At 56.0% G+C, this 23259-nt stretch carries 19 protein-coding genes; 5 read left to right on the top strand and 14 right to left on the bottom strand.

From position 1 onward, the window contains the following. The first annotated feature begins 252 nt into the window (after positions 1-252). The 4 genes from hypF to SELSP_RS04575 all read left to right on the top strand — a co-directional run bounded on the left by hypF (position 253) and on the right by SELSP_RS04575 (position 5867). Entirely contained in the window at positions 253-2616 is a 2364-nt protein-coding gene (gene hypF, locus SELSP_RS04590; RefSeq protein ID WP_006193044.1) for a carbamoyltransferase HypF, read from the top strand. A 28-nt stretch (positions 2617-2644) separates the two neighbouring features. Then, positions 2645-3844: a [FeFe] hydrogenase H-cluster maturation GTPase HydF gene (gene hydF / locus SELSP_RS04585; protein ID WP_006193043.1), complete on the top strand. Its 1200-nt coding sequence runs from the start codon at positions 2645-2647 to the stop codon at positions 3842-3844. 216 nt (positions 3845-4060) lie between these two features. Next, positions 4061-4909, top strand: coding sequence for a methyl-accepting chemotaxis protein (locus SELSP_RS12550; RefSeq protein WP_006193040.1), 849 nt, complete (start codon positions 4061-4063; stop codon positions 4907-4909). Positions 4910-5012: 103 nt separating this feature from the next. Then, on the top strand, positions 5013-5867 hold the full coding sequence (locus SELSP_RS04575) for a methyl-accepting chemotaxis protein (RefSeq protein WP_006193039.1): 855 nt from the start codon (positions 5013-5015) through the stop codon (positions 5865-5867). 57 nt (positions 5868-5924) lie between these two features. On the opposite strand, the gene SELSP_RS04570 is transcribed toward SELSP_RS04575, so the two are convergent. Genes SELSP_RS04570 through murI form a run of 4 tightly spaced genes read right to left on the bottom strand, consistent with a single transcriptional unit; the run spans position 5925 to position 8190 of the window. Then, on the bottom strand, positions 5925-6236 hold the full coding sequence (locus SELSP_RS04570; RefSeq protein ID WP_006193038.1) for an AzlD domain-containing protein: 312 nt from the start codon (positions 6234-6236) through the stop codon (positions 5925-5927). After that, positions 6226-6978 (bottom strand): AzlC family ABC transporter permease, encoded by a 753-nt coding sequence (locus SELSP_RS04565; protein WP_006193037.1) that lies wholly within the window; start codon positions 6976-6978, stop codon positions 6226-6228. The genes SELSP_RS04570 and SELSP_RS04565 overlap by 11 nt, the downstream gene beginning before the upstream one ends. Beyond that, positions 6975-7367 carry a thioesterase family protein gene (locus tag SELSP_RS04560; RefSeq protein WP_006193036.1) on the bottom strand — a complete coding sequence of 131 codons (393 nt, stop codon included), beginning with the start codon at positions 7365-7367 and terminating at the stop codon, positions 6975-6977. Before SELSP_RS04560 ends, SELSP_RS04565 begins: the two co-directional genes overlap by 4 nt. Positions 7368-7419: 52 nt before the next feature. Continuing rightward, a complete protein-coding gene (gene murI / locus SELSP_RS04555) occupies positions 7420-8190 on the bottom strand; it encodes a glutamate racemase (protein WP_232362375.1) in 771 nt (256 codons plus the stop codon). 231 nt (positions 8191-8421) lie between these two features. Between murI and SELSP_RS04550 the strand changes: the two genes are divergently transcribed. After that, complete coding sequence (locus tag SELSP_RS04550; protein ID WP_006193034.1) at positions 8422-9537, top strand: acyltransferase; 1116 nt, start codon at positions 8422-8424, stop codon at positions 9535-9537. A 202-nt stretch (positions 9538-9739) separates the two neighbouring features. Here the strand turns inward: SELSP_RS04550 and pepD are convergent, their stop codons facing one another. The 10 genes from pepD to cobI form a co-directional block, all read right to left on the bottom strand. After that, positions 9740-11188 (bottom strand): beta-Ala-His dipeptidase, encoded by a 1449-nt coding sequence (gene pepD / locus SELSP_RS04545; RefSeq protein ID WP_006193033.1) that lies wholly within the window; start codon positions 11186-11188, stop codon positions 9740-9742. Positions 11189-11298: 110 nt separating this feature from the next. Next, positions 11299-11859, bottom strand: a complete 561-nt coding sequence (locus SELSP_RS04540) for a cell division protein SepF (protein ID WP_013740722.1) — start codon at positions 11857-11859, stop codon at positions 11299-11301. A 199-nt stretch (positions 11860-12058) separates the two neighbouring features. Then, complete coding sequence (gene typA, locus SELSP_RS04535) at positions 12059-13876, bottom strand: translational GTPase TypA (protein WP_006193030.1); 1818 nt, start codon at positions 13874-13876, stop codon at positions 12059-12061. Positions 13877-13999: 123 nt separating this feature from the next. Further along, positions 14000-14923: a signal recognition particle-docking protein FtsY gene (gene ftsY / locus SELSP_RS04530; RefSeq protein WP_006193029.1), complete on the bottom strand. Its 924-nt coding sequence runs from the start codon at positions 14921-14923 to the stop codon at positions 14000-14002. A gap of 28 nt (positions 14924-14951) precedes the next feature. After that, the gene (gene smc, locus SELSP_RS04525) at positions 14952-18497 is read right to left on the bottom strand and encodes a chromosome segregation protein SMC (RefSeq protein WP_006193028.1); all 3546 of its coding nucleotides are present in this window, start codon (positions 18495-18497) and stop codon (positions 14952-14954) included. Between the two features lie 34 nt (positions 18498-18531). Further along, positions 18532-19437 carry a LysR family transcriptional regulator gene (locus tag SELSP_RS04520; RefSeq protein ID WP_013740721.1) on the bottom strand — a complete coding sequence of 302 codons (906 nt, stop codon included), beginning with the start codon at positions 19435-19437 and terminating at the stop codon, positions 18532-18534. Between the two features lie 110 nt (positions 19438-19547). Further along, on the bottom strand, positions 19548-20330 hold the full coding sequence (locus SELSP_RS04515) for an ABC transporter ATP-binding protein (RefSeq protein ID WP_006193025.1): 783 nt from the start codon (positions 20328-20330) through the stop codon (positions 19548-19550). After that, positions 20330-21340, bottom strand: coding sequence for a FecCD family ABC transporter permease (locus SELSP_RS04510; protein WP_006193024.1), 1011 nt, complete (start codon positions 21338-21340; stop codon positions 20330-20332). The genes SELSP_RS04515 and SELSP_RS04510 overlap by 1 nt, the downstream gene beginning before the upstream one ends. After that, a complete protein-coding gene (locus SELSP_RS04505; protein ID WP_013740720.1) occupies positions 21337-22293 on the bottom strand; it encodes an ABC transporter substrate-binding protein in 957 nt (318 codons plus the stop codon). Before SELSP_RS04505 ends, SELSP_RS04510 begins: the two co-directional genes overlap by 4 nt. A gap of 14 nt (positions 22294-22307) precedes the next feature. Beyond that, complete coding sequence (gene cobI / locus SELSP_RS04500) at positions 22308-23009, bottom strand: precorrin-2 C(20)-methyltransferase (RefSeq protein ID WP_006193022.1); 702 nt, start codon at positions 23007-23009, stop codon at positions 22308-22310. Between the last annotated feature and the right edge of the window lie 250 nt (positions 23010-23259).

The raw sequence follows: 23259 nt of genomic DNA, 5'->3' as shown, positions 1-23259 counted from the left end.
TCCTTTTCCTTTCGTGGGCAGACATTTCATTCGCTGCAACGACAGCGGCACAAAAAAACCGCACAGCAAAGCTTTCCCGTACATGCGCGGAAAACAAAGCTATACGGCAACGCTGCCAACATACTTATCCATGCGACTATCATAGCACCTCCTTCTCTTTCTGTCCAGCAAAATTCTGCCAAAAGCAGGAACTTTTTCCGCCGGCGTGGTATAATCGCTGAAAGACACCTCTCAAGGAAAGGCAGTATCCGCATGGCAAAAAAAGTTTTGCAAACCAGTCGATTCAAAATCTTCGGCATCGTGCAGGGCGTCGGATTTCGCCCCTTCGTCAGCCGCACGGCAAAGGCGCTCGGCATCACGGGAGACGTCTGCAACAAGGGCTCCTATGTAGAAGTTCGCGCCCAAGGCACGAAGGACGCTCTGCAAGATTTTCGCAAGAAACTGGAAAAAGAGCCTCCCGAACGCGCAGTCATACTGAAAATCCTGCAAGACTCTACGGAAAAAGCCCCATTTTTTCACGATTTCCAGATCATCGAAAGCGCCCACGAGAGCGGCGACGTATTTGTTTCACCCGACATCGCCATCTGTCCCAAGTGTCAATCCGAGCTTTTCGATAAAAGCGACCGCCGCTACCTCCATCCGTTCATCAACTGCACATCTTGCGGTCCCAGGCTCACGATTCTCGACGCCATGCCCTACGACCGCGAGCGTACGAGCATGGGAGCGTTCCCCATGTGCCCGGCGTGCCGTTACGAATACACCCATGCCGAGACGCGCCGCTACGACGCGCAGCCCGTATGCTGCAACGACTGCGGACCGCACGTCTATCTCCTTGGCGGTGAAGAGCGCGACCATGCTGCAATCACACGCGCAAGGCATGTGCTGCAGGCGGGCGGCATTGTCGCCGTCAAGGGCATCGGCGGCTTTCACCTCGCTTGTGACGCAAGAAATGAGGCGGCCGTGCAGCGGCTGCGTGAGCACAAAAGCCGCCCGCAGAAGCCCTTCGCCGTCATGCTGCGCGGCCTCGACGCCGTGCGGCGCGAGTGCCGCCTCAGCGACGCACAGGAAGCGCACCTCGACAATCACCAAAAGCCCATCATCCTGCTGGAAAAAAGCGGCAGCGGGAAAATCGCTGCGAGCGTCGCACCCGCAATGCCCTCGCTCGGCGTCATGCTGCCCTACACGCCGCTGCACCTTCTGCTCTTTTCCTTGCCCGACGAACTCGCTGATTTCACAGATTGTCTCGTCATGACGAGCGGCAACCCTTCGGGAGCGCCGATCTGCCGTATGGACGAGGACGCACTCGACGCGCTTTCTTCCATCGCCGACCTCATCCTCTCGCACGACCGCGAGATCCGTCTGCGCGCCGATGACAGCGTTATGGATTTCTACGACGGTGCGCCTTATATGATTCGACGCAGCCGCGGCTACGCGCCGCTTCCCTTGATGCTCTCTGCCGATTTCCAAGACTCGGTTCTCGGCATTGGCGGCGAACTCAAGAACACTTTCTGCCTTGCCAAAAATTCACTCTTCTACCCCTCACCCTATCTCGGCGATATGAGCGATCTGCGCACCCTCCGAGCTCTGCGCCAAACTCTGCCGCGCATGGAGCGTCTGCTTGCCATCACTCCCGCCGCCGTTGCCGCCGACCTTCATCCGCGCTACGAAACGAGCCGCTTCGCCGAAACCTTGGGACTTCCCATCTTCAAGGTGCAGCACCACCACGCGCATGTGCTCTCCGTCATGGCGGAGAACGATCACCTCTCCCCCGTCATCGGCGTGAGTTTCGACGGCACAGGCTACGGTACGGACGGAACGATCTGGGGCGGCGAAATCATGCTCGCTACAACGCGTGATTTTCAAAGGCTCGCCTCCCTTGCGCCCTTCTTCCATGCAGGCGGCGACCTCGCCGCGCGAGAAGGCTGGCGTCTTGCCGTTTCCTTGCTCCATCTTTACTGCGGCAGGGAGGATGCCCTCCTCCACAGCAAAAAACTCGGCCTTGCGACAGAAAAAGAAGCTGCTTCCGTCATCTTCCAACTGGAGAATGGCTTGCATACGACGATTTCGACGAGTGCGGGGCGGCTCTTCGATGCCGTCAGCGCCTTGCTCGGCATCCGCCGCATCTCCACCTATGAGGGAGAAGCCGCCGTATACCTGCAATTCGCGGCTGAAGCCGCCGAAAAGGCTGGAAATTCTGCACAAGCGGACGCGCTGCTCGCACGCTGGAAAGCGGACGGCACGCTCCAAGCGACGCCGGCAGAAAGCGCCATTACGATTACGGACGGTCGCTTCCTGCTGACCTCAAACGATTTATTCTGCCATCTGCTGCAATATCGCCTGCAAAATGTGTCAAGCGACCTCCTAGCACTCGCTTTTCATCGCGGACTTGCCGCCGCCATCCGCGACGCTTGCAAAAACGCGCGTGAAATGACAGGCTGCAGCACAGCGGCACTGACAGGCGGCGTATTTCAAAACACCCTGTTGCTGCGCCTGACACAAAACGCATTGAAAAAAGACGGGTTTCATGTCCTGCATCACAGCATCATCCCACCGAATGACGGCGGCATCGCCGTCGGACAGGCGCTCTTCGCCATGCAGTGCCTGAAGGACAAATAGAGCAGTCACGAATAGAAAGGAACTTTTCATGGGACTTAACGACACACCCTCGGGCGAACGCCTGCACATCGGCTTTTTCGGCCGCCGCAATGCCGGGAAATCCAGCCTCATCAATGCCATCACGGGACAGGAAGTCGCCGTCGTCTCTCCCGAAAAGGGTACGACGACCGACCCTGTGGCGAAAGCGATGGAACTTCTTCCACTCGGCCCCGTCCTCCTCATTGACACGCCGGGCTTTGACGACACGGGCGACCTGGGCGAACTCAGAGTCAAGAGGACGCGCCGCATCCTGAACAAGACGGATATCGCCGTCCTCGTCCTCGACGCCGCTGAAGGCATGACAGCGGTCGACGAAGAGCTGATGCAGATTTTTCGCGAGAAGGACATCCCCCATCTCATCGTCTGCAACAAATGCGAGGACGAAAAGCCTCCTTCCTCTGCCGGCAATGAAAGAATCTTCCATGTCAGCGCCCTGAAAAAACTCGGCATAAACGAGCTGAAAGAACGCTTGAGCCAGATTATGCCGCAAGAAAAACCCCGCGCTTTCGTGCGCGACCTGCTTTCTCCGCACGCTCTCGTCTTGCTCATCACGCCCATGGACAAGGCGGCGCCGAAAGGCCGGCTCATCCTGCCGCAGCAGCAAGCGATTCGGGATATCTTGGAAGCAAGATCCCTTCCTCTCGTCTGTCAGGAGACGGAGATTTCCGCTGCACTTGACAGCCTAAAGAACGCGCCCGATCTCGTTATCTGCGACAGCCAGATCTTCAAAAAAGCGGCTTCTTTCATACCCGAGTCCATCCCTCTGACCTCCTTCTCCATCCTTATGGCGCGTTACAAAGGCTTTCTTTCTGAGGCCGTAAACGGCATCGCCGCTCTCCCTCGCCTCGCGGACGGCGATACCGTACTCATTTCCGAAGGCTGCACGCATCACCGTCAATGCAACGACATCGGCACGGTCAAGATTCCGCATTGGCTCACCGAGCACACAAAGAAGAAGCTGCTTTTTGAAACCTCAAGCGGCCAGACCTTCCCCGAGGATCTGCAGAAGTATCAGCTCATCATCCATTGCGGCGGCTGTATGCTCAATCAGCGCGAGATGCTCTACCGCATGAAATGCGCTAAAGATCAGGGCGTGCCCATGACGAACTACGGCACGCTCATCGCTCACCTGCACGGTATCCTGCAGCGCAGTTTGGGACTTTTCCCGCATCTTGCAAAAAGATTATAGGTTAGGACTTTTCTATTAACTTTTGAAAAAGATATGCTTTTTCTTTATTTCCCTTATAATTTACCTAATATTTTTGCAGGGATTTCTCTTTTTATCTAGAAAGAATAGCAGAAAAGCATTTTCAGGAGAAGGCTTATCCGTCCTTTGACCTAAGTACAACTACAAGGGGCAAAACAGAGTACGAAGCCATACCCCAACTTTGAGGAGGAATATTTCATGGCTCTGCCAGAAACCATCAAGACAAATGAAGACATCATCAACGCCTTCAAGGCCGTGCTCCCCTATCTGAACGAAGTGGTGGAAGCCGATATCGCCTCCGTTCTCTCGGACGGCACAACGTGCATTGCCTTTGTACCCGCCAAGAGTTTTTCCATCCCGCTGAACGTAGGCGACTCCATGCTCGAACATCTGGCAATTCAAGAAGCAATGCGTACCAAGCGTCCATCGATCGTCGAAATGCCCGCCTCCGTTGCCGGCGTCGCGCTTCGCACTGCCGGAGCGCCGATCTTCGGCATAAACGGCGAGGCGATCGGCGTCGTCGCTGCCGGCTTCCGTCCGAGCGCCACGGAAACCGTGCTTGAGAACATCGAGCGCATATCGTCCGCCGTACAGACGATTCACGCTTCCGTTCAGCAGGTCGCAGAAAGTGCCAACGAACTTGCAAAATCCGGACAGGAATCCGTTTCCCAAGCCGCCATCCTGCAGGAACGCAATGCGGAAACGATCAAGGTCATCGACTTTATCAACGGCATCGCCCAGCAGACGAACCTCCTCGGCCTCAATGCCGCCATCGAAGCGGCGCGTGCAGGCGAGCAGGGAAAAGGCTTCGCCGTCGTTGCTGAAGAGGTACGAAAGATGGCAGAGCAGTCGCGCACGGCCACGGAGAAGATTCAGGCGACTCTTTCCGAAATGAACAAGGCTGTCATGGAAATCTCCAAATCCATCGAATCGACCGGCGCCATCAGCGAGGAGCAGGCCGCCTCAACCGAAGAAATCACGGCGAGCCTTGCAGGAGCGCGCGACATCATCGAAGATCTCAAGCGCTTCGTCAACGAACTGAAATAAACTACACGCACAGACATCCGCCTCGTGGACATTGTGCGCCGCTTTTAATGAAAGAATCCCCGTTTCATGCAAGAAACGACTGATATGGAGGAGGAACATCCCTATGGCACTGCCGGAAAATATCCAGACGAACGAACAGCTTATCGACGCCTTCAAACTCGTACTGCCCTATCTGAATCCCATCCTGCCGGACGATACGCGGCTCGTCATATCGTCGCCCGAAGCCATCCTCGACGTCGCACCTGCAAAACACTTGCAGATCAAGAGCGCTCCTGGAGACTCGGTGCGCAACATCGCCGTCGTACAGCAGGCGTTCAACGAGCGCCGCACGACATCTTCGGCGCTTGATTCCAGCGTATACGGCGTACCGATTCATGTCACGGCAGCGCCCGTTACTGGGCCGAACGGCGATGTTCCCATCGTCATTTCTTCCAGCTACGAAATCAGTGATACGTTGAACAAGATTGCCGAAAACATCGACCGCATCGCCAATGCAACGGAAACCGTATATCAGTCCATCGAACAAGTCGCCAACAGCGCAAGCGAGCTTGCCCGCACGGGGCAGGAATCCGTTTCGCAGGCAGGCACGCTGCAGGAGCGAAACGCAGAGACCATCAAGGTCATCGACTTCATCAACGAAATCGCCCAGCAAACGAATCTCTTGGGCCTCAATGCCGCCATCGAGGCCGCGCGCGCCGGCGAGCAAGGCAGAGGCTTCGCCGTCGTCGCTGAAGAGGTCAGAAAACTTGCTGAGCAGTCCCGTACAGCCACAGAGAAAATTCAAGAAACCCTTTCCGAGATGAATAAATCCGTCGCAGAAATCTCCAAATCCATCGAATCAACGGGCGCGATCAGCGAAGAACAGGCTGCTTCCACGCAGGAAATCACAGCCAACCTCTCGCGCGTGCGTGACATCATCACAGAACTGCAGAACTTTGTCAACGGGCTGCAGAAATAAGTCAACAATAAAAGAGCCGCACAATGCCAAATACAAGAAGCATTGTGCGGCTCTTTTTTATTTAAGGAGAACAAGTTCAAACAGGAAAACGACAACACAGCAGGCAGCGGAAACTTGAAAAAGGCTCGCGCCCACCCAAGCGAGCGAAATGCCGGCCAAAAGAGCCGCCACGCCTGCTGCCGGCATCTGTGTAGCGTCGACAATGGCAGGAAAGGTCATGACGGCCAAGGTCACATAAGGCACATAATAGAGAAAAGAGCGCAGGAAACGGCTCTTGATCGGGCGGCGCAGAAGCGTCAGCGGCACGAGGCGGATGGCGAGTGTCACGGCAGTCATGACGAGGATGTAAAGGAAAACGTCATGCTTCATCCATCATTTCCCCTTCCTCCGTCTCCCGCAAAGGAAAGAGACATGCCGCTGCACTTGAAAGAAGCACCGTAAGAACGATCGTCCGCGACGATGCGGAAAGCTCCGAAACAAAAGGCAGGCTCGCCGCCAAGAAGCTCATGACGAAACTGATGAATACAAGCGCCAAAACAATCTTGTTCTCTTTCCCTGGTGGAATGATGATGGCGATGAACATGCCGTAGAGCGCCACGCTCAATGCGCTGAGCAAGGACGGCGGCAAGATGTCGCCCGCCACAATGCCGAGTGACGTCCCCAAAGCCCAAACGGGTACGGCGAGCGACATCGCACCGTAATTGTAAGCGGGCCGCAGGAAACCTTGACGCGAAATCGATATGCCGAAGATCTCATCCGTAATGCCGAAGCCTACTCCTAAGCGGTGATAAAAAGGCGTCGCAGGTGAAAACTTCTGGCTGAGTACGCAGCTCATAAGCATGTAGCGCGCATTCGCCACGAGCGTGATCGCCGCCATCTCCCAATACGGAGCGTCTGCAGCGATGACGGTGAATGCCGCATACTCTCCAGCCGAAGCCAGATTAAATAAGCTAACAACAAAGCCGTCAACAGCATCAAGACCTGCATTATGCGCCGTTATGCCGAGCGTAAAGCTCACGACGAGGTATCCGAGCGCAATCGGAGTGCCGTCGCGCATGCCTTCGCGGAAAAGCTGCCGATTCGTTTTCTCGCCGATAGGCGCTCCCATCATTTCGCCGACACTTTGCTCATGAACTTCTCGCGGTTCACGAGAACGCGTTCATGAAGCCCCTCACCGATCTCCCCCGCCTCGTCAAAGGCCTTGACGGCAAATGTAACCTGACGTCCATCAAAGTTCTTGACCTCCGCTTCGGCGTGCACACTGCGTCCCAGAGCCGTCGCCGCCTTATGACGGATATTGAGCGAAATGCCCACCGAAGTCCAATCGGACGGTACAAGTTCGTCGACGAGTTCCGCCGCCGCCTGCTCCATCAGAGCCGTCATCGCAGGTGTGGCGAATACGGGCAAAGATCCGCTCTTCATCTCGATGGCGGTGTTCTCCTCCGTCACTTTTGCTGCAGCTTCGCGCTTCATACCTACTTCAATCTTCGTTTCCACCATGGTGAATTCCCCCTATAAAAATTTCCACAACATCCTAAGAATCAGCTGACCCTCATAACTCATAGAGCATCTTTGCACGCTCGATATAGTTCGGATCGCTGCTGCTGCTCAGCCACTCAATCGCGCCTTTCTGCCCGCTTTCCCGCAGAGCATCGGCTTCCAACAGGCGACGCTTGAGTTCGCGAGCCGTACCCGCCGCACCGTCAAAAATCTGCACGGCCTGACCCACGACATCTTGAATCGCATCGCGCACAAAGGGAAAATGCGTGCAGCCAAGGACGACGCAGTCGATAGGCTTCTGTGATACGCTCAAAAACCGCTCTTCCAGATACTCGTGCAGCGCTGCCGAACGAATCTCACCGCGCTCGACGAATTCCACGATCTCAGGACACGGCAGCTTGACGATCTCTCCTGCATCTTTGAATCGCTCCATGAGACGTGCAAACTTCTTCTGCCTGAGCGTCGCATGCGTCGCCATGACGACGACGCGCGGCTTTTCACCGCTCAAGATTGCAGGCTTCAATGCCGGCTCCATGCCGATGATCGGTATCTGTCTGTATCTTCGGCGCAAAGGGGCGCAGGCGGCACTCGTCGCCGTATTGCAGGCAAGCACGACGGCTTTGACCCCCTCTGCCGCCATGCGGTCGATCTGCGCCGTCGTCAAGGCGCGAATCTCTCGCTCCGTTCGCTCGCCATAAGGCGCATGGGCAGCATCGCCAAAATAAATGAAATCCTCCTTCGGCAAAAGGGAAACCAGCTCGCGCAGCACGCTGATGCCGCCGAGTCCTGAATCAAAAACACCGATGGGCTGCTCCTTTTTCACGTCGTCCAATGCACCTTTCCCATACGCAAGAATCCGCCTCTTACATATTCTAATGAGTTTGCCGCGAAAAATCAACCGCAAGCATTGTTTCCTTTACAAGACGGAAGAAAAAATATATAGTAACCTTTGGGGACAGCAGATCTGGGAGACTTCATTATATCAGCGCTCCCTATATCAGCGCCCCCTAAAAAGCACATCACACAAAAATCCCTGCAGGAGGTTTCTTTCTCTATGGCAAAACAACATCTCGCCGCCATCGAATATATCCGCGGCATTTCCATGCTCGGCGTCATCGGCATCCATGTCGGCTCACAATACTTGATGAATCCCGCATCCAACGCACATCTGACGGCGCTCTTCGAGATTGCCACACGCTTCAGCGTGCCCATCTTCTTCTTCATTTCCGCTTTCGGCATCTTTTACAATATGGATTTGGACAAGCCCTTCAGCTATCGCCGCTTCCTGCAAAAGCGCTCGCGTGCCGTCGTCCTGCCGTATCTCGTCTGGTCTCTCTTCTACCTCCTGCATGACGGCTGGCTTTATGGCATCGGCTTTCCAGCGCCGCTCTCGCTCGCGTCCATCATTTTCTTCGGCAATGCCAAGTACCAGCTTTACTTCCTCGTAATCCTCATTTGGTTCTACCTCCTCATGCCGCTTTGGATTTCCATAGTAAAGCATATCAACGGCAAAGGGCTTCTGCTCCTCTTTGCACTTCAGGTCGCCTTCAACTACTTTTCGAGTTTCAATGTCCCCTTCAATACCATGGTTTACGGCATGGAAAATCCCGTGCTCAAGAGTTTCCTGCTCTATCGCCTCAATTATTGGGTGCTCCACTACGTCTTCATCTTCATCATCGGCGGCTACCTCGCCGTGCATTTCGACGCGTTCAAGGCATTCATGCACAACGAGCGAAAGAGCATCTGTCTCTTCTTCGCGGTGTCCCTCATCGGACTGCTCAGCTATTATTACTTTCTGCTCTCCTTCCGCAATTACACGCAGATGGACGCCATCAACACGGCGCATCAGCTTTGTCCGCTCGGTATCGTCTACACCCTGGCTGCGTCCCTCTTCTTCTTCACGATTTTCACCGAGCAGCGATATCCGCAGATACTCAACTCCCTCTTTTCTCTCCTAGGCAGGCACTCGTACTTCGCCTACCTTGTCCACCCTTTCTTCATCGGCTACATGATGCTTGCGCTCGAAGGGCGCGGCATCATCATGACAGCACCCAAGGCAATCGCCTTTTATCTCGCAACTGTCGTCCTTTCCATCGCGGCGGCTGCAATCACCCGCTCCATCGGAGAACGATTCCCCATGCTGAACATGCTCACCTTAGGGAAGCGCTGATAAATTCAGCCACCCATCTTCGCACATCTGCACTGTCCTCTCGTCGTCGACAAATCCTCGACGTAGCACCGCTACGCCTGCGGTTTGTCTCCTCGATAGATCAGCGCATCTGTGCAAATCTGGGCGACCTCATTTTATCAGCGCTTCCTTAGGCATTGCCGCTTCAAAGAAAAAATAAGCATTCGAGGAAACTCGCCGAGCGTTATTGCTCAGCGAGTTTTTTCAATGTCTGGGAAAGAATTTCTACCAACGGCGCTACGGTTGGCAGTTCAAGGCTTTCCTTAGGGCTGTGAATGTCGTGCGTCGTCACGCCGACGGAAACGAACTTCATCTGCGGATTCTTACGATAGAACCAACCGCACTCCAGCCCCGCATGAATTGTCTCGACTTTCATCGGCTTGCCCATGCGCTGCTCAAAAACCTCCGCGATGAGTTTCGCGAGCGGATTGTCCCTGTCTTCGTCCCAACTCGGCGCAATCGTGCCGATATGAAGCGCAAAGCCCGTAAGTTCTGCCAAATCCTTCGCCATGCGGCAAAATTCAAAGAGCTTTCCCTCCACACTGGAACGCGGATAAAAGTCGATGTCGATGTCCGCACCCTCCATACGCACGACGCCGAGATTCGCAGAAGTTTCCACCATGCCCGGTGTGACGGCGGACATCTGGTAGATGCCCGTATGGAAAAGGCGCAGGATGCGCAGCAGGTTTGCTGCATCCTCTGGCGCGAAAATCTTCTCTGTATGCGGCGCTTCTGCAAGTGACAACTTAAGCGACGGCTCTGTCACGCTGTACGTCCGGCGAAATTTCTCTTCTTCCTGCCGCAAGACTTCGCGCAGGGCTTCCTCCGTCGCCTCCGTCACGACGACTGCCTCCGCCTCCGACGCGATCGCATTCTTCGCCTTGCCGCCCGTAAGCGTCGCAAGTGAGAAATCCACGCCTGCCTCCTGCAGTCCTGCCAGCGCCAAGGATAATAGGCGCAGTGCATTGGCGCGTCCTTCGCCTATTTCCTCGCCCGAGTGCCCGCCTTTTAGTCCTTCGACGGCAATCTGCCACGCTTTTCCCTTCGCAGCAGCAACAAACTTCATCGTGCGCGAAAAGGTCAGATCGACCCCGCCCGCACTGCCGACACAAAGCTCATCGAGATTCTCCGAATCGCAGTTGATCAGATATTGTGCATCCTTCAGATACTTCTCCTCCAAGTGGATGGCCCCCGTCATGCCGCGTTCTTCGTCAACGGTGAAGATTGCGCGCACGGGTCCATTCTCCTTCACATGGCGCAAGATGTGCAGGATGATGGCGACGCCGATGCCGTCATCCGCCCCGAGGCTCGTCCCTTCCGCATGCAGGACATCGCCCCCTTCCACAAGTCGGATGGCGTCGTGCAGCGGATCATAAGCGACACCTGGCGCAGCGACACAGACCATATCCATGTGTCCTTGGAGAATGACGCGCGGGGCATGCTCTCTGCCTGGCGCAGCGGCAAGATCAGCGATGATGTTGTTCCTCTCATCCTGCACGGCCTCAAGCCCCATTTCGCGCAAATGTGCGAGGAGATAGTCGCTGACCGCCTTCTCGTGTCCCGAGGGGCGAGGAATCGCGGCGAGGGCACGAAACTCTTTCATGACGCTTTCTAAAATATCGCTCTTTTTCATAAATCGCTCCTTCTTTCCATAGAAAAGGCAGGGCAATCAAGCCTGACTGCCCTGCCCAAGGAAGCATCCATCCCCTGCATCCGCAAGGAAAGCCTCCTGACATCTCATATTCAATCTTGCAAGGGAATCGGCTCGGCCTCGTAGACGTTCACGCCATCCGGCGCATAGAGCACCATGGCGGTGGAAACGCGCTTGACTTCACCGTTCATAATGTAGCACACACCATTGATGAAATCGCAGAGACGACGCTGCTCCTCAAGCTCGACGCGCTCATAATTCACGAGCACCGCCCTGCCGGCCTTCAAATCATCGGCGATTTCCTGAACCTGATCGAAACTGCGCGGCACATAGATCTTCACGTTGAGCGAAGGAATCTGCGTCGTATGAACCGTCAGCTTCGGACGCTCCTGCTGAACCGTCACGCGCGTGCGCGGCGCATGCACCGCCGTCGTATGACGCGGGCGGCGCAGCTCCGATGCGGATGGATACATCGGCGGCTCTGCCGACGCATAGGAAATCGATGCACCGTTGGAAACCTTGCGTTCCTCATAAGAGTCAGCGCTCGTCATACGTTCCTCTTCTTGCTCCTCTTTCCTTGCAGACTCTGTTTTGACGACTTCTTCTTCCTCCACGGGCATGAGGAAGTCCGTCACCCTTTTCAAAAAATCCACCGCACTCCGCCTCCAGCGTAATAATTCCATGATAGCGACAAAATAAACCGAACAAACGATTGGAAACCTCTTAATGAATCATGCTTATTATGTTCGCTCTTTCTTTCGGAAATCCTCTAAAAAAGTTAAGTCTCTGGAAAAAGTTTTCCCGATGGGCGCATAAGATAGATACTCCCATCGAAAAGTCCTGCCATCACTGTTACTTTCGTGCATTTTTATTCGCACGTCCGCGAGCTGTACGATCGAGTATCGCCTTGCGCAAGCGGATATTTTCCGGCGTGACCTCGACAAGTTCGTCCTCGTTGATGTACTCAAGCGCCTGCTCAAGACTCAAGATGCGCGGCGGCACGAGACGGATTGCCTCATCGGAAGAAGACGTGCGCATGTTGGAAACATTCTTCTTCTTGCACGGATTGATGTCGATGTCGAGTTCGCGCGAATTTTCGCCGACGATCATGCCTTCGTAGACCTGCTGACCCGGCGAAATGAACATCGTGCCGCGATCCTGCAGCGTGTAGATGCCGTAGCCCGTCGTCTCACCCTGCTCGAACGCCACGAGCGAGCCGCGCGTGCGCCCGGGAATGTCTCCCTTGAAAGGGACGTAGCCGCAGAACACATGGTTCATGATGCCGTTGCCCTTCGTATTCGTCAAAAGTTCCGAGCGGAAACCGATGAGTCCGCGTGCAGGAATGACGAACTCCATGCGCATGTAGCCCGAAACCTCCGTCATATTGGAAAGCTCCGCCTTGCGCGTGCCCAGAGACTCCATGACCGCACCCATATACTCCTGGGGAACTTCGATCGTCAAGTTTTCCATCGGCTCGCACTTCTGCCCGTTGATCGTCTTGTAGACAACCTCGGGCTTGCCGACTTGAAGTTCATAGCCCTCGCGGCGCATCGTTTCAATGAGGATGGAAAGATGCAGTTCGCCGCGTCCCGACACCTTGAAGACATCGGCGGAATCTGTCTCCTCAACGCGCAGGCTGACATTCGTCTCCACTTCCTTGAAGAGACGGTCGCGCAGATGGCGCGAGGTCACAAACTGCCCTTCCCTGCCGGCAAAGGGGCTCGTATTGACGCCGAAGGTCATGGAAAGCGTCGGCTCGTCGATATTGATCGTCGGCAGAGCTTCGGGATTTTCCGCATCCGCCACCGTATAGCCGATACTGACATCGCCAAGACCCGTCAGGGCAACGATATCGCCCATCTGTGCCTCAGGCACCTCGACACGCTTCAACCCCTGATAGACAAAGATCTTGCCGACGCGCGCCTTCGACTCATGGTCGCCGCTCAGGAGAGCAACACTCTGGTTCGTTTTCACACCGCCGCGGATGATTCGGCCGACGGCAACCTTGCCGACATACTCATCGGCTTCGAGCGTCGTAACCATCATCTGCAGCGCACCATCTGCATCACCCGAAGGGGCAGGAATGTCCTTGATGATGGTTTCCAGCAAGGGGACGAGGTTGTCACTCTCGTCTTCCATGTTGTACTTCGCAATACCTTCGCGCGCCGTTGCGTAGATGCAAGGGAAGTCCAGCTGCTCATCGTCCGCATCAAGCTCCATGAAAAGCTCAAGAACTTCATCATAAACATCATCGACACGCTGATCAGGGCGATCGATCTTGTTGATGACGACGATGGGCTTAAGTTTCTGCTCAAGCGCCTTCCTTAAGACATACTTCGTCTGAGGCATCGGACCCTCGAAGGCGTCAACAAGCAGCAGCACGCCATCCACCATGTTGAGCACACGCTGCACCTCGCCGCCGAAATCCGCATGACCCGGCGTGTCGACGATGTTGATCTTCACGTCATTGTAGAGGATCGAGGTATTCTTGGAAAGAATCGTAATACCGCGCTCGCGCTCCAAATCCCCGGAATCCATGACGCGCTCTGCCACCTGCTCGTTCGAGCGGAAAACATGGCTCTGCCGCAGCATGGCGTCAACCAGCGTCGTCTTTCCATGGTCGACGTGGGCGATGATCGCGATATTCCTCAACTTTTCATTTACACTCATTTTTGTCCGATGTCCTCCTAAATATGTTTCACCTATAGCAGTACAATTTTATTATAGTTGTCCTGCAATGTCAAATCATTTTCCATGCCGAAAATACGTTTGCTTTCTGCATCCTGCAGCGATTCATTCCGCATTCAGCCCGAAGAGGGCGCGCGCGAAATCCTTGGCGATGAACGGGCGCAGATCGTCGACTCCCTCGCCGACGCCAATCCATTTCACCGGCATGGAAAGCTCCGATTTCAGGCCGATGATGACACCGCCCTTCGCCGTTCCGTCGAGCTTCGTCAGAACGATGCCCGTGATTGCCGCCGCTTTTTGGAAAAGATCTGCCTGACTGATCGCATTCTGCCCCGTCGTCGCATCGAGGACGAGCAGCGTCTCATGCGGCGCCTCAGCAATCTCGCGCTGGATCACGCGGTTGATCTTCTTCAGCTCTTCCATCAGGTTCGATTTCGTATGCAGACGCCCCGCCGTATCAATGATCAAGACGTCGATGCTGCGCGCCCTCGCCGCCTTGACCGCATCGAAGGCGACGGCGGCAGGATCGGAGCCTTCCTCGTGGCGAATGACAGGAACACCCGTGCGATCGCCCCAAATCTGCAGCTGATCGATGGCGGCAGCGCGGAAGGTGTCGGCGGCAGCGAGCATGACGGACTTGCCTTGCTCCTTATAGTAGGCGGCGAGCTTGCCGATCGTCGTCGTCTTGCCGACGCCGTTGACGCCGATGACGAGGAGCACCGTAGGCCCTGCGGAAGCGATCCGCGTTTCGTCCGAACCTGTTGAGAGGATTTCGGAAATCTTCTCAGCGAGGAAGGGCTTCAAATCTTCCGGCGTATTGATGTCTTTCTTCTTGATGCCCTTTCGCACATCTGCCATGAGTCTTTCCGTCGTCTTCACGCCGACATCGGACATGATCAGAGTTTCCTCCAACTCATCGAGCAGATCGTCATCGATATCCGCATAGCCGATGATGAGTTTTTCAATCTTGTTCGTAAAGGTCTCGCGGGTCTTGGCAAGCCCCTTTTTCAATCGGTCAAAAAATCCCATAATACCTCCAATTTATCAACGTGCTCCCTCAAATCGCTTCGTCGAGGCGCACGGAAAGAACGCGCGACACGCCCGCATCCTCGATGGTGATGCCGTACATGAAATCAGCTGCTTCCATCGTCCCTTTTCGGTGCGTGACGACGATGAACTGCGTATTTTCAGCAAATTCGCCAAGGAACTTGCCGAAACGAGCGACATTCGCCTCATCGAGTGGCGCATCGATCTCATCGAGCACGGAAAACGGCGCGGGACGGTAGCGCAAAAAGGAAAAGAGCAATGCGATGACCGTCAGGGCACGCTCACCACCCGAGAGCACGGAGAGATTCTGGCGCTTCTTCGTCGGCAGCTGCACCTCGATTTCCACACCGGCATGGAGCACATCCTTCTCATCGGTCAGAAAAAGCTCCGCCTTGCCGCCGCCGAAGAGGCGCACGAAGATGTCGGCAAAATAGCCGCGAATCTCTTCGAACGCCGCCTTGAACTGGCGCGTCATCGTCACGTCCATCTCATGAATCATCGCCATGAGATTTTCGCGCGCTGCTTCGAGATCCGCCGCCTGCTTGCCCATGAACTCATGGCGCTCCACAAGCTCTTCATGCTCGCGTATGGCGTTGGGATTGACGGGGCCGAGTTCCGCGAGCGCACGGGAGATGTCCTGCATCTTCTTCTTAAGCTCCGTGCCCGTCAGATCGAGCGCCTCTTCCGCTGCCGTTTCCCATGTATGCCCATACTGCTCCAAAAGCTCCGCCTGCACCTGCTCAATCTTCACATGCACCTCGGCGGCAGCAATTTCCATTTGATGCAGCTTGCCCTGCATCTCTGAGAGTCGCTGTCCTACTGCCCTCGCCGCCTTGTCATTCTCTTGGTTTTCCGCATGACGTTCGAGCTTTTCCTGATACTGCTTGTCGTAGGCGGCTTTTCCCTCGGCATGCTTTTCCTGCCAGGCGGCAACCCGCGCGGCGATTTCCTCGCGCTTCGTGCCGCCGTTGCTCTGTTCTTCATCCAGCGCAATTTCTTCCTCGCGCGTTTTTTCCGCCTGCTCCTTCGCTCTCGTCTCTTCCTTCTCTTTTAGGAGCGCCTGCTCACGCGCACGGATTTTCTCCTGCTCAAGGACGGCGCGCTTTAGCTCCCGCTCGTTAATATACTTGCTGAGGTCATCAGCATCCTGCTCAAGATCGTCGAGCTCTTCCTCGCTCTCCTTTGTCTCCCGCTCCATCTTCTCGTACAGGCGGCGCGCGGCCTTCGCCTGCTGCACGGCGTCATTCTTCTTCGCCTGCGCCTTGGAAAAGGTCATTTCAGCCTCTTCTGCAAGCTTCTTGAGCGTCTCTCTCGCCTTTTCCTTCTCTTTTCTCGCCTCGGCGATGCGTTCATCCTTGACGCGCAGTTCCGCTGCATACACATCCTTTTGCTGCAAAGAGCGGGCAACAAATTCCAGCGCCTCGGCCATTTCCCTCGCCGCCTTGTCAAAAAACGTGCGTGCTTTCAAAAGCGTAGCAAGCGTTTCTTCCGCGTCCCGCACGCTCTTTTCCAAGCGCTCGATCTCACCGCCGCGATTGAGAAAGCTCGTCTCCTGCCCTTGCCTGCCGCCGCCCGAAAGCGAGCCGCCGGGATTAAGCAATTCACCGTCAAGCGTCACGATGCGCAGCCGCCACCCCATCTTCTTCTCGATGGCAAGGCCGTGATCGAGCGTATCGACGACGAGCGTGCGGGCCAGCAGAAAGTCCACGACTTTCCGGTACTTCGCATCCGCACCGACCAGCTCATTGGCAAAGCCTATGGCGCCCACTTCCCTCTTCGCCGCCTCATCCTGCGAGCGGCGCACAACGAGCGTCGAAAGCGGTAGGAACGTCACGCGTCCCAAACGTGCGCGTTTCAGAAAGGCGATGGCGGCCTTCGCCGTATCCGTATCCTCCGTCACGATGTTCTGCAGACTGCTGCCCAAGGCGACATCGACGGCTCGGATGTACTCATGCGGCACGGAAACAAGCTCGGCGACAGCGCCCGCGACGCCCTTCTGCCAAGGTTCTTTCGCCTGCAGTACAGCCTTCGGCGCGCGCGCGAAGCCTTCGTACGACGCCTGCATGTTGCGCAGGAACTTGAGCTTGTTCTCATCTGCGTGCAGCTCTTCTTTCGTACGATTCTCCGCATGAAGCAGCGTGCGGAGCTTCTCGTCCAAATGCTCCTTCTCTTGCGTCTTCTTCGTGCGTTCTTCTTCGAGCGTCCTGCGCTCTTCTTCGAGCCTGCGTCGCTCTTCGCCGATTGCCTTCGCTTCAGTCGTCAGAGCGTCAACTGCCGCTGTCGCTCTTTCCAGCTCATCGGCACGTTCCGTGCCGCTCGTCGAATACCGTTCCAACTCATGCTCAATGAGCAGAAGCTCATTTTCCCGCGCGAGCATGTCGCGCTGCGCTGCATCCTTCTTGTCCGCGAGCGTGCGATGCTTCTCCTTGACCTCGCGCAGCTTCTCGCCCAGAGCCTTGAGCGAGCCGCGATCCTTCGCTATGGCGGCATCGATCGCCGCATGTTTTTCAAGAAGCTCCTTTTCGACAGCAAAGAGCCGCTGCTTCTCAGCAGCAGCTTCTCCGGCAGTGCTCTCAAAATCCGCACGCTGTTGGAGAAGACGCGCCTTCAAGGCGTCATGCTGATGTGCTCGCTCCTCCAAGATGGCGATTTCGCTGTTTGCCTGCTCGATCTGCGTCCTCAGCGCGTTGTTCTTCTCCGCCTGCTCCTGCAGTTTTTCTTCCAGAACGAGGATCGCCTGATCGAGTTCTTCCTTCTTCACATCCAGCAAGCGCACCTGCGTCTCGGCAGCCAGAGCCTCATCGCGCATCGCCTCGATCTTGCCCGCGCTGTCTGCACGCTCCTTCTTGAGCTGACCCTCACGCTGGAAAAGTTCCGTCAAGGCGCAGCGCCTGTAAACCGTCTGCAGATCATCGTGGCGGCGCGTCTTCTCTGCGCTCTCGGCAAGAGGTTCGAGCTGCCCTTCGATCTCCTGCATGATGTCGCTGACGCGCACGAGATTCCCCTGCATGTCTTCAAGCTTCCGCATCGACTCGCGCTTGCGGTTTCGGTACTTCGTGATGCCCGCCGTTTCTTCAAAATAAAGGCGACGCTCCTCAGGCTTGCTGTTCAGGATCTCATCGATGCGGTTCTGACCAATGACGCTCATGCCATCGCGCCCGAGTCCCGTATCGGCGAAAAGGTTGCTGATATCCTTCAGGCGACAGCGCGACTTATTGATGAAGAACTCGCTCTCGCCCGAGCGGAAAAGACGACGCGTCACGACGACTTCGCGGTAATCAACGGGCATATCCCCTTCATTTTCAAAGAAGAGGGAGACCTCTGCAACGCCCATGGCACGCCGCGTCGCACTGCCCGTAAAGATGATGTCCTCGGCCTTCGAACCGCGCAGGGCGCGCACATTCTGCTCGCCGAGCACCCAGCGCACCGCATCTGTAACGTTGCTCTTGCCGCTGCCGTTCGGCCCGACAATCGCCGTAACGCCCGCATGGAACTCGATCTCGATTTTATCGGCAAACGATTTGAAGCCGTAGGCTTCGAGGCGTTTCAACTGCAAAACTTTTTCACCAGCCCATATTTCTTACATCGCCTCACTGGCGAAAACGTTCCCTGAACTCATCCGTCGTCGTGTACTCCTCCATGAAGGAAACGACCTTGCGTCCCGTCTCGCTCAGGCGCTTCTGCGGACTCCAGAAAAGATTGACCTGGATTTCCATCTCCGGTACAAGGGGACGACGTGCAAAGATCGTCTCGCTGCGCGTCACAAAATCCGGCAAAATCGATATGCCGAGGCTGTTCGCGACGAGCTGCTTGATCGTCTTGAGCTGCGACGTACAAAGCAAAATCTCGGGCGTAAAACCGTTTTCCACGCAGCTGCGATAAACCGTATCGTATTGATACGTATTCGGCTGCTGCATGATGAACTTCTCACGACGGAGATCAGCGACAGCCACATGCTCGCGCGCCGTCAGCGGGTGATCGAGCGGCAGACACAGCTCCATCTTATCCTTGAGCACAGCCATCTCATTGCGGTGCGTCTTAACTGTAGGCGCAAGAACGACGCCGAAGTCGAGCAGCCCTTCCTCCACCTTCGCCCTGACCTCGACGGAATCGACGTATTCGCAAACATCGAGATTGATGTCGGGATGCGCCGCCGTAAACTTCGTAAAAAAGTCCGGAAAAAGATACGCCTCAAGCATCGGCGGCAGACCGAAGTGAACCGTCCTCTTCGCATCGGGGCGGAAGCGCAGCATATCCTGCTCCGCACGTTCGACCGCCTGCATGATCTCCTCCGCATGAAGCAGAAACGCCCTTCCCTCCATCGTCAAAGACACACGCTTCTGCCGACGATCGACGAGCATCAGGCCAATCTCGGACTCCAACGATTTGATCGCCTTCGTGACAGACGGCTGGGAAACGTGGAGAGCCTCCGCCGTGCGCGTGAAGTTTTCGAGATGGGCGAGCGTGCAAAAATATTCCAATTGTCGAATTTCCAAGCTATTCCCTCCTCCAGTTCTCACTAGGTATTATACCATAACTGTGAGGAATCTTATAGAGAAAATTCCATAGGAAACGACATATCGTCATTAAAATCCTGACACGACATTTACCGCACGAGCGAAACAGGCGACAGCACCTGCGCTCCTTGACTATTGGTAAAAATGTCGGCGCGCACGCCGAAGACCTCAGCAAGCATCGCGACGTTCAGCACATCGTGCGGCGTTCCCGTGCTGAAAATCTGCCGATCCTTGATGACGGCGATCTCGTCCGCATACTGCAAAGCATGGTTGATGTCATGCAGCACCATGATGACGGTCATCGCATGCTCTCGATTGAGCCGCTTGATGATTTCCATGACTTCAAGCTGATGCGCAATGTCGAGGTATGTCGTCGGCTCATCGAGCAGCAGGTATTCGGGCTGGCGAGCCAACGCCATGGCGATCCAGGCGCGCTGACGCTCGCCGCCCGAAAGCGACATGACCTGACGGGTGCGCATCGCTTCCATCCGTGTCTCGGCCAGCGCCTGTGCGACAGCCTCGCGATCTTCCTTCGAGCGGCCGATCGTGCGCCAGCTGCGGTACGGATAGCGGCCATAGTCGACGAGCGCCTCCACCGTGAGATCAGGCGGAGCAGCAAGTCCCTGCGGCAGGATGGCGAGGCGCTTCGCCAACGATTTTCGAGGGATGGCATGGATGTCTGTGCCGTCCAACAGCACCTCACCCTCGTACTTGGGATTCAAGGCGGCAAGCACGCGCAGAAGCGTCGATTTTCCCGCGCCGTTCGGGCCGATGATCGCCGTGCGCTTGCCGACGGGAAATTCGACGTTCAGATCGTGCAGGATCGTTTTTCCTGCGAGCGACACCGAAAGATGGCGAACCGTCACAGACATCAAAGTTCCCTCCTCAACAGAAACAAGAAGAACGGCGCACCAAGAACAGCCATGAGGATGCCGACGGGCAGTTCGACAGGCGCAAACGCCGTGCGTGCGAACGTATCGCTCAAAGTCACGACAGCCGCGCCCAAGAGCGCGGACGCGGGCAGAAGGAAGCGATAGTCCGAGCCGACCAGGAGCCGAGCCGCATGAGGCACGATGAGTCCGACAAAGCCCAAGAGTCCGACGACGGCGACGGCGCTCGCTGCCAGAAGAGCCGCGATCGCCGTGAGCAAAAGGCGCGTGACCTCGACGCGAAGGCCGAGACTCCGCGCGATCTCATCACCCAGGAGCAAGATATTGAGCTTGCGCGAGAAGGCGAGGGCGAGCACGAGACCGACAATCGTATACGGGAAGATCATGTCGACCTGCGGCCAGCTGCGCGCCGACAGACCGCCGACCATCCACATCAAGGCGCCGTGCACGCGGTCGCTGTAAAAGATCATCAGGGCGGAGATGCCCGCGCCGAGAAAAGCCGAGACGGCGACGCCCGCCAGGATGATGCGGATCGGGCGGATGCCATTCTTCCATGCGAGCAGATAGATGGCGACAGCGGCCGCCATCGCGCCGAGGAAGGCGGCAGGCGTCACAAGAGCCTCGTGCCCGGGGAAGACGAGCATGACGAAGATGCCCGCAAGTCCCGCCCCCGACGAGATGCCGATGATGTGCGGGTCGGCGAGGGGATTCTTCATGATAGCCTGCAAAATAGCGCCTGAAAGCGATAAATGGACGCCGACGAGCGCCGCCACGATCGTGCGCGGCAGACGGATATTCATGAGGATCTGCGCGTGTATGCCCTCGGCGCCCTCTGTGAGCGCCTGTCCTATTTCCGCTGCGGGAATTTCGACCGATCCCTTCATGATGCTCAAGACGAAGCCGATGCACGCCAAAGCGGCGAATACCGCCACGATGGATATTCGCCGCCTGAAAGCGCTGAATCTTGTTTCTGCAGCCTCCGCACCGCTCATGGGAACACCTCAGGATAGATGAGCTTCGCCATCATCTCGAAGGCTTCAGGATAGTGCAGTCCGGGACTCAGAAGGAAGAGGTCCTGCGGCAAGTAATAGAGTTTTCCCTGCTGGATTGCAGGAATGCTCTGCCACGCGGGACTTTCAGCGATCGTCTTTTCCATATTCTTCTTGATCTCGTCCATCTTGCCCATGCTCGTGACAAAAATAATGTCTGGATTCTGCTCGACGAGAGTCTCCATGCTGTATGGCGCAGCATCAGGATTCTTCTCCAGCGGCGTCATACCGCTCGCCACGTTCTCCCAGCCGAGCATCTTGACGATGGAGCCTGCAATGCTGCCGTCAAGCTGCACGCTCAAGCCCTGTGACGTGCTGTGCAGGATGGCGACACGCTTCTTCTCCTTTGGCACGCGTGCAAGGACGCCCTGAATCTTCTCGTCCATCTCCTTGACAAGCGTCTCGCCCTTCTCCTTTTCTCCTGTGACCTGCGCAAAAATCTTGACCTCGCGCTTCACGTCCTCGTAGCTTTTCATGTCGATGACGATGGACGGAATCCCATTTGCCTCAAGCGTCGACAGAAGTTTTTCGTTCATGCCCTTATTGACGATGACGAGATCGGGCTGACAAGCGAGCACCTTCTCCACATCGATCTGATAGACCTCGCCAACGCTTGCCTTGTCCTTGGCATAATCGGGCATCTTCGTCTTGGAATCCGGCCGGCCAACGACATCGCCGCCCACGGCATGAAGCGGCTCAAGGAACGATGCCGACAGCACGACGATGCGCTCGGGCTTCTTTCCAATTGCGACCTCGCGCCCCATATCGTCCTTGATTACGGCAAAATTTGCGCCCTGCTCCGTCTTCGCCGCTTCCTTCGCGCCGCAGCCGGCAAGAAGTGCAAGCATCACGACCAAAAGGGAAAGAGCGCATGCCCTATAAAAATTTCCGCACATGTTCAAGACCTCCTTCAAGCATTGCGCCGCGTCAGAATCGTCGACAGGTAATTGACCTTCTTATCCTTCTGCGCCTCGATGTCATCGATGCGTTCCTCATCGGGCAGGCCGCAGCGGCTCACCATCACGGCATCCTTCGCCAAGCCGCTTTCGCTGAGCATATCAGCGATCTCGGGGAAGTTCTTGTATACCTTCATCAGGACGGCATTGTCCGTCACAGGCAGGATCTTGGCAATCTTCTCGGGCGAAGCCGTCGCCGGGATGATGGAAAGAATATCGTTGCCCTCGACGATCGGATAGCCGAGCTTGCTGCCGATGGCGCAGAACGCCGGAATCCCCGGAATCGTCTCGATCGTCACCGCCTCATGCTCAAGCAGACGATAGACATAGATGTAAGTGCTGTAAAACATCGGATCCCCCAAGGTCAGGAACGCCACATTCTTTCCCGCCTCCAAGATTGCGAGAATCTCTGCCTTGTTCTCCTCCCATGCTTTCGTGGACTCAGCGAAATTCGCAACCATCGGAAAGACCTGATAGACGATCTCGATATCCTTCTTCAAGTAAGGACGCGCGATGGAAAGCGCAACGCTGCCGTCCTTCTTCTCCGTCTTGGGCGCGATGAGCACATCCGCCTTCTCCATCGCACGAATTGCCTTGACCGTCAAAAGCTCCGGGTCACCCGGTCCCACGCCAATGCCGAAAAATGTTCCCTTCATACCGTACCTCCTATTGCTTCTACAAAAAAAGAACCGTCCGAACGGGTACGACTGCACCGGTTTCGAACGGTTTCTATTCGCCTCCAAGGGCAATTTCCCTTCCGCCATTATATACATTCCGCAAAAATATAGCAAGTGTATTCATCTACATTCTCAGCCACCTACAGCAAGCGGGAGCCTGCGCTTTGCATATATTTCACCGTACTGTCGCACGTCCTTCGGGCCAGTAAAGACCGATGCCTCGACTCCC

The sequence above is a fragment of the Selenomonas sputigena ATCC 35185 genome, from assembly GCF_000208405.1.
In the GTDB taxonomy this organism is placed as follows: Bacteria; Bacillota; Negativicutes; order Selenomonadales; family Selenomonadaceae; genus Selenomonas; species Selenomonas sputigena.
The sequence above is the reverse complement of the archived record's forward strand: the minus strand, read 5'-3'. Positions and strand labels throughout refer to the sequence as shown.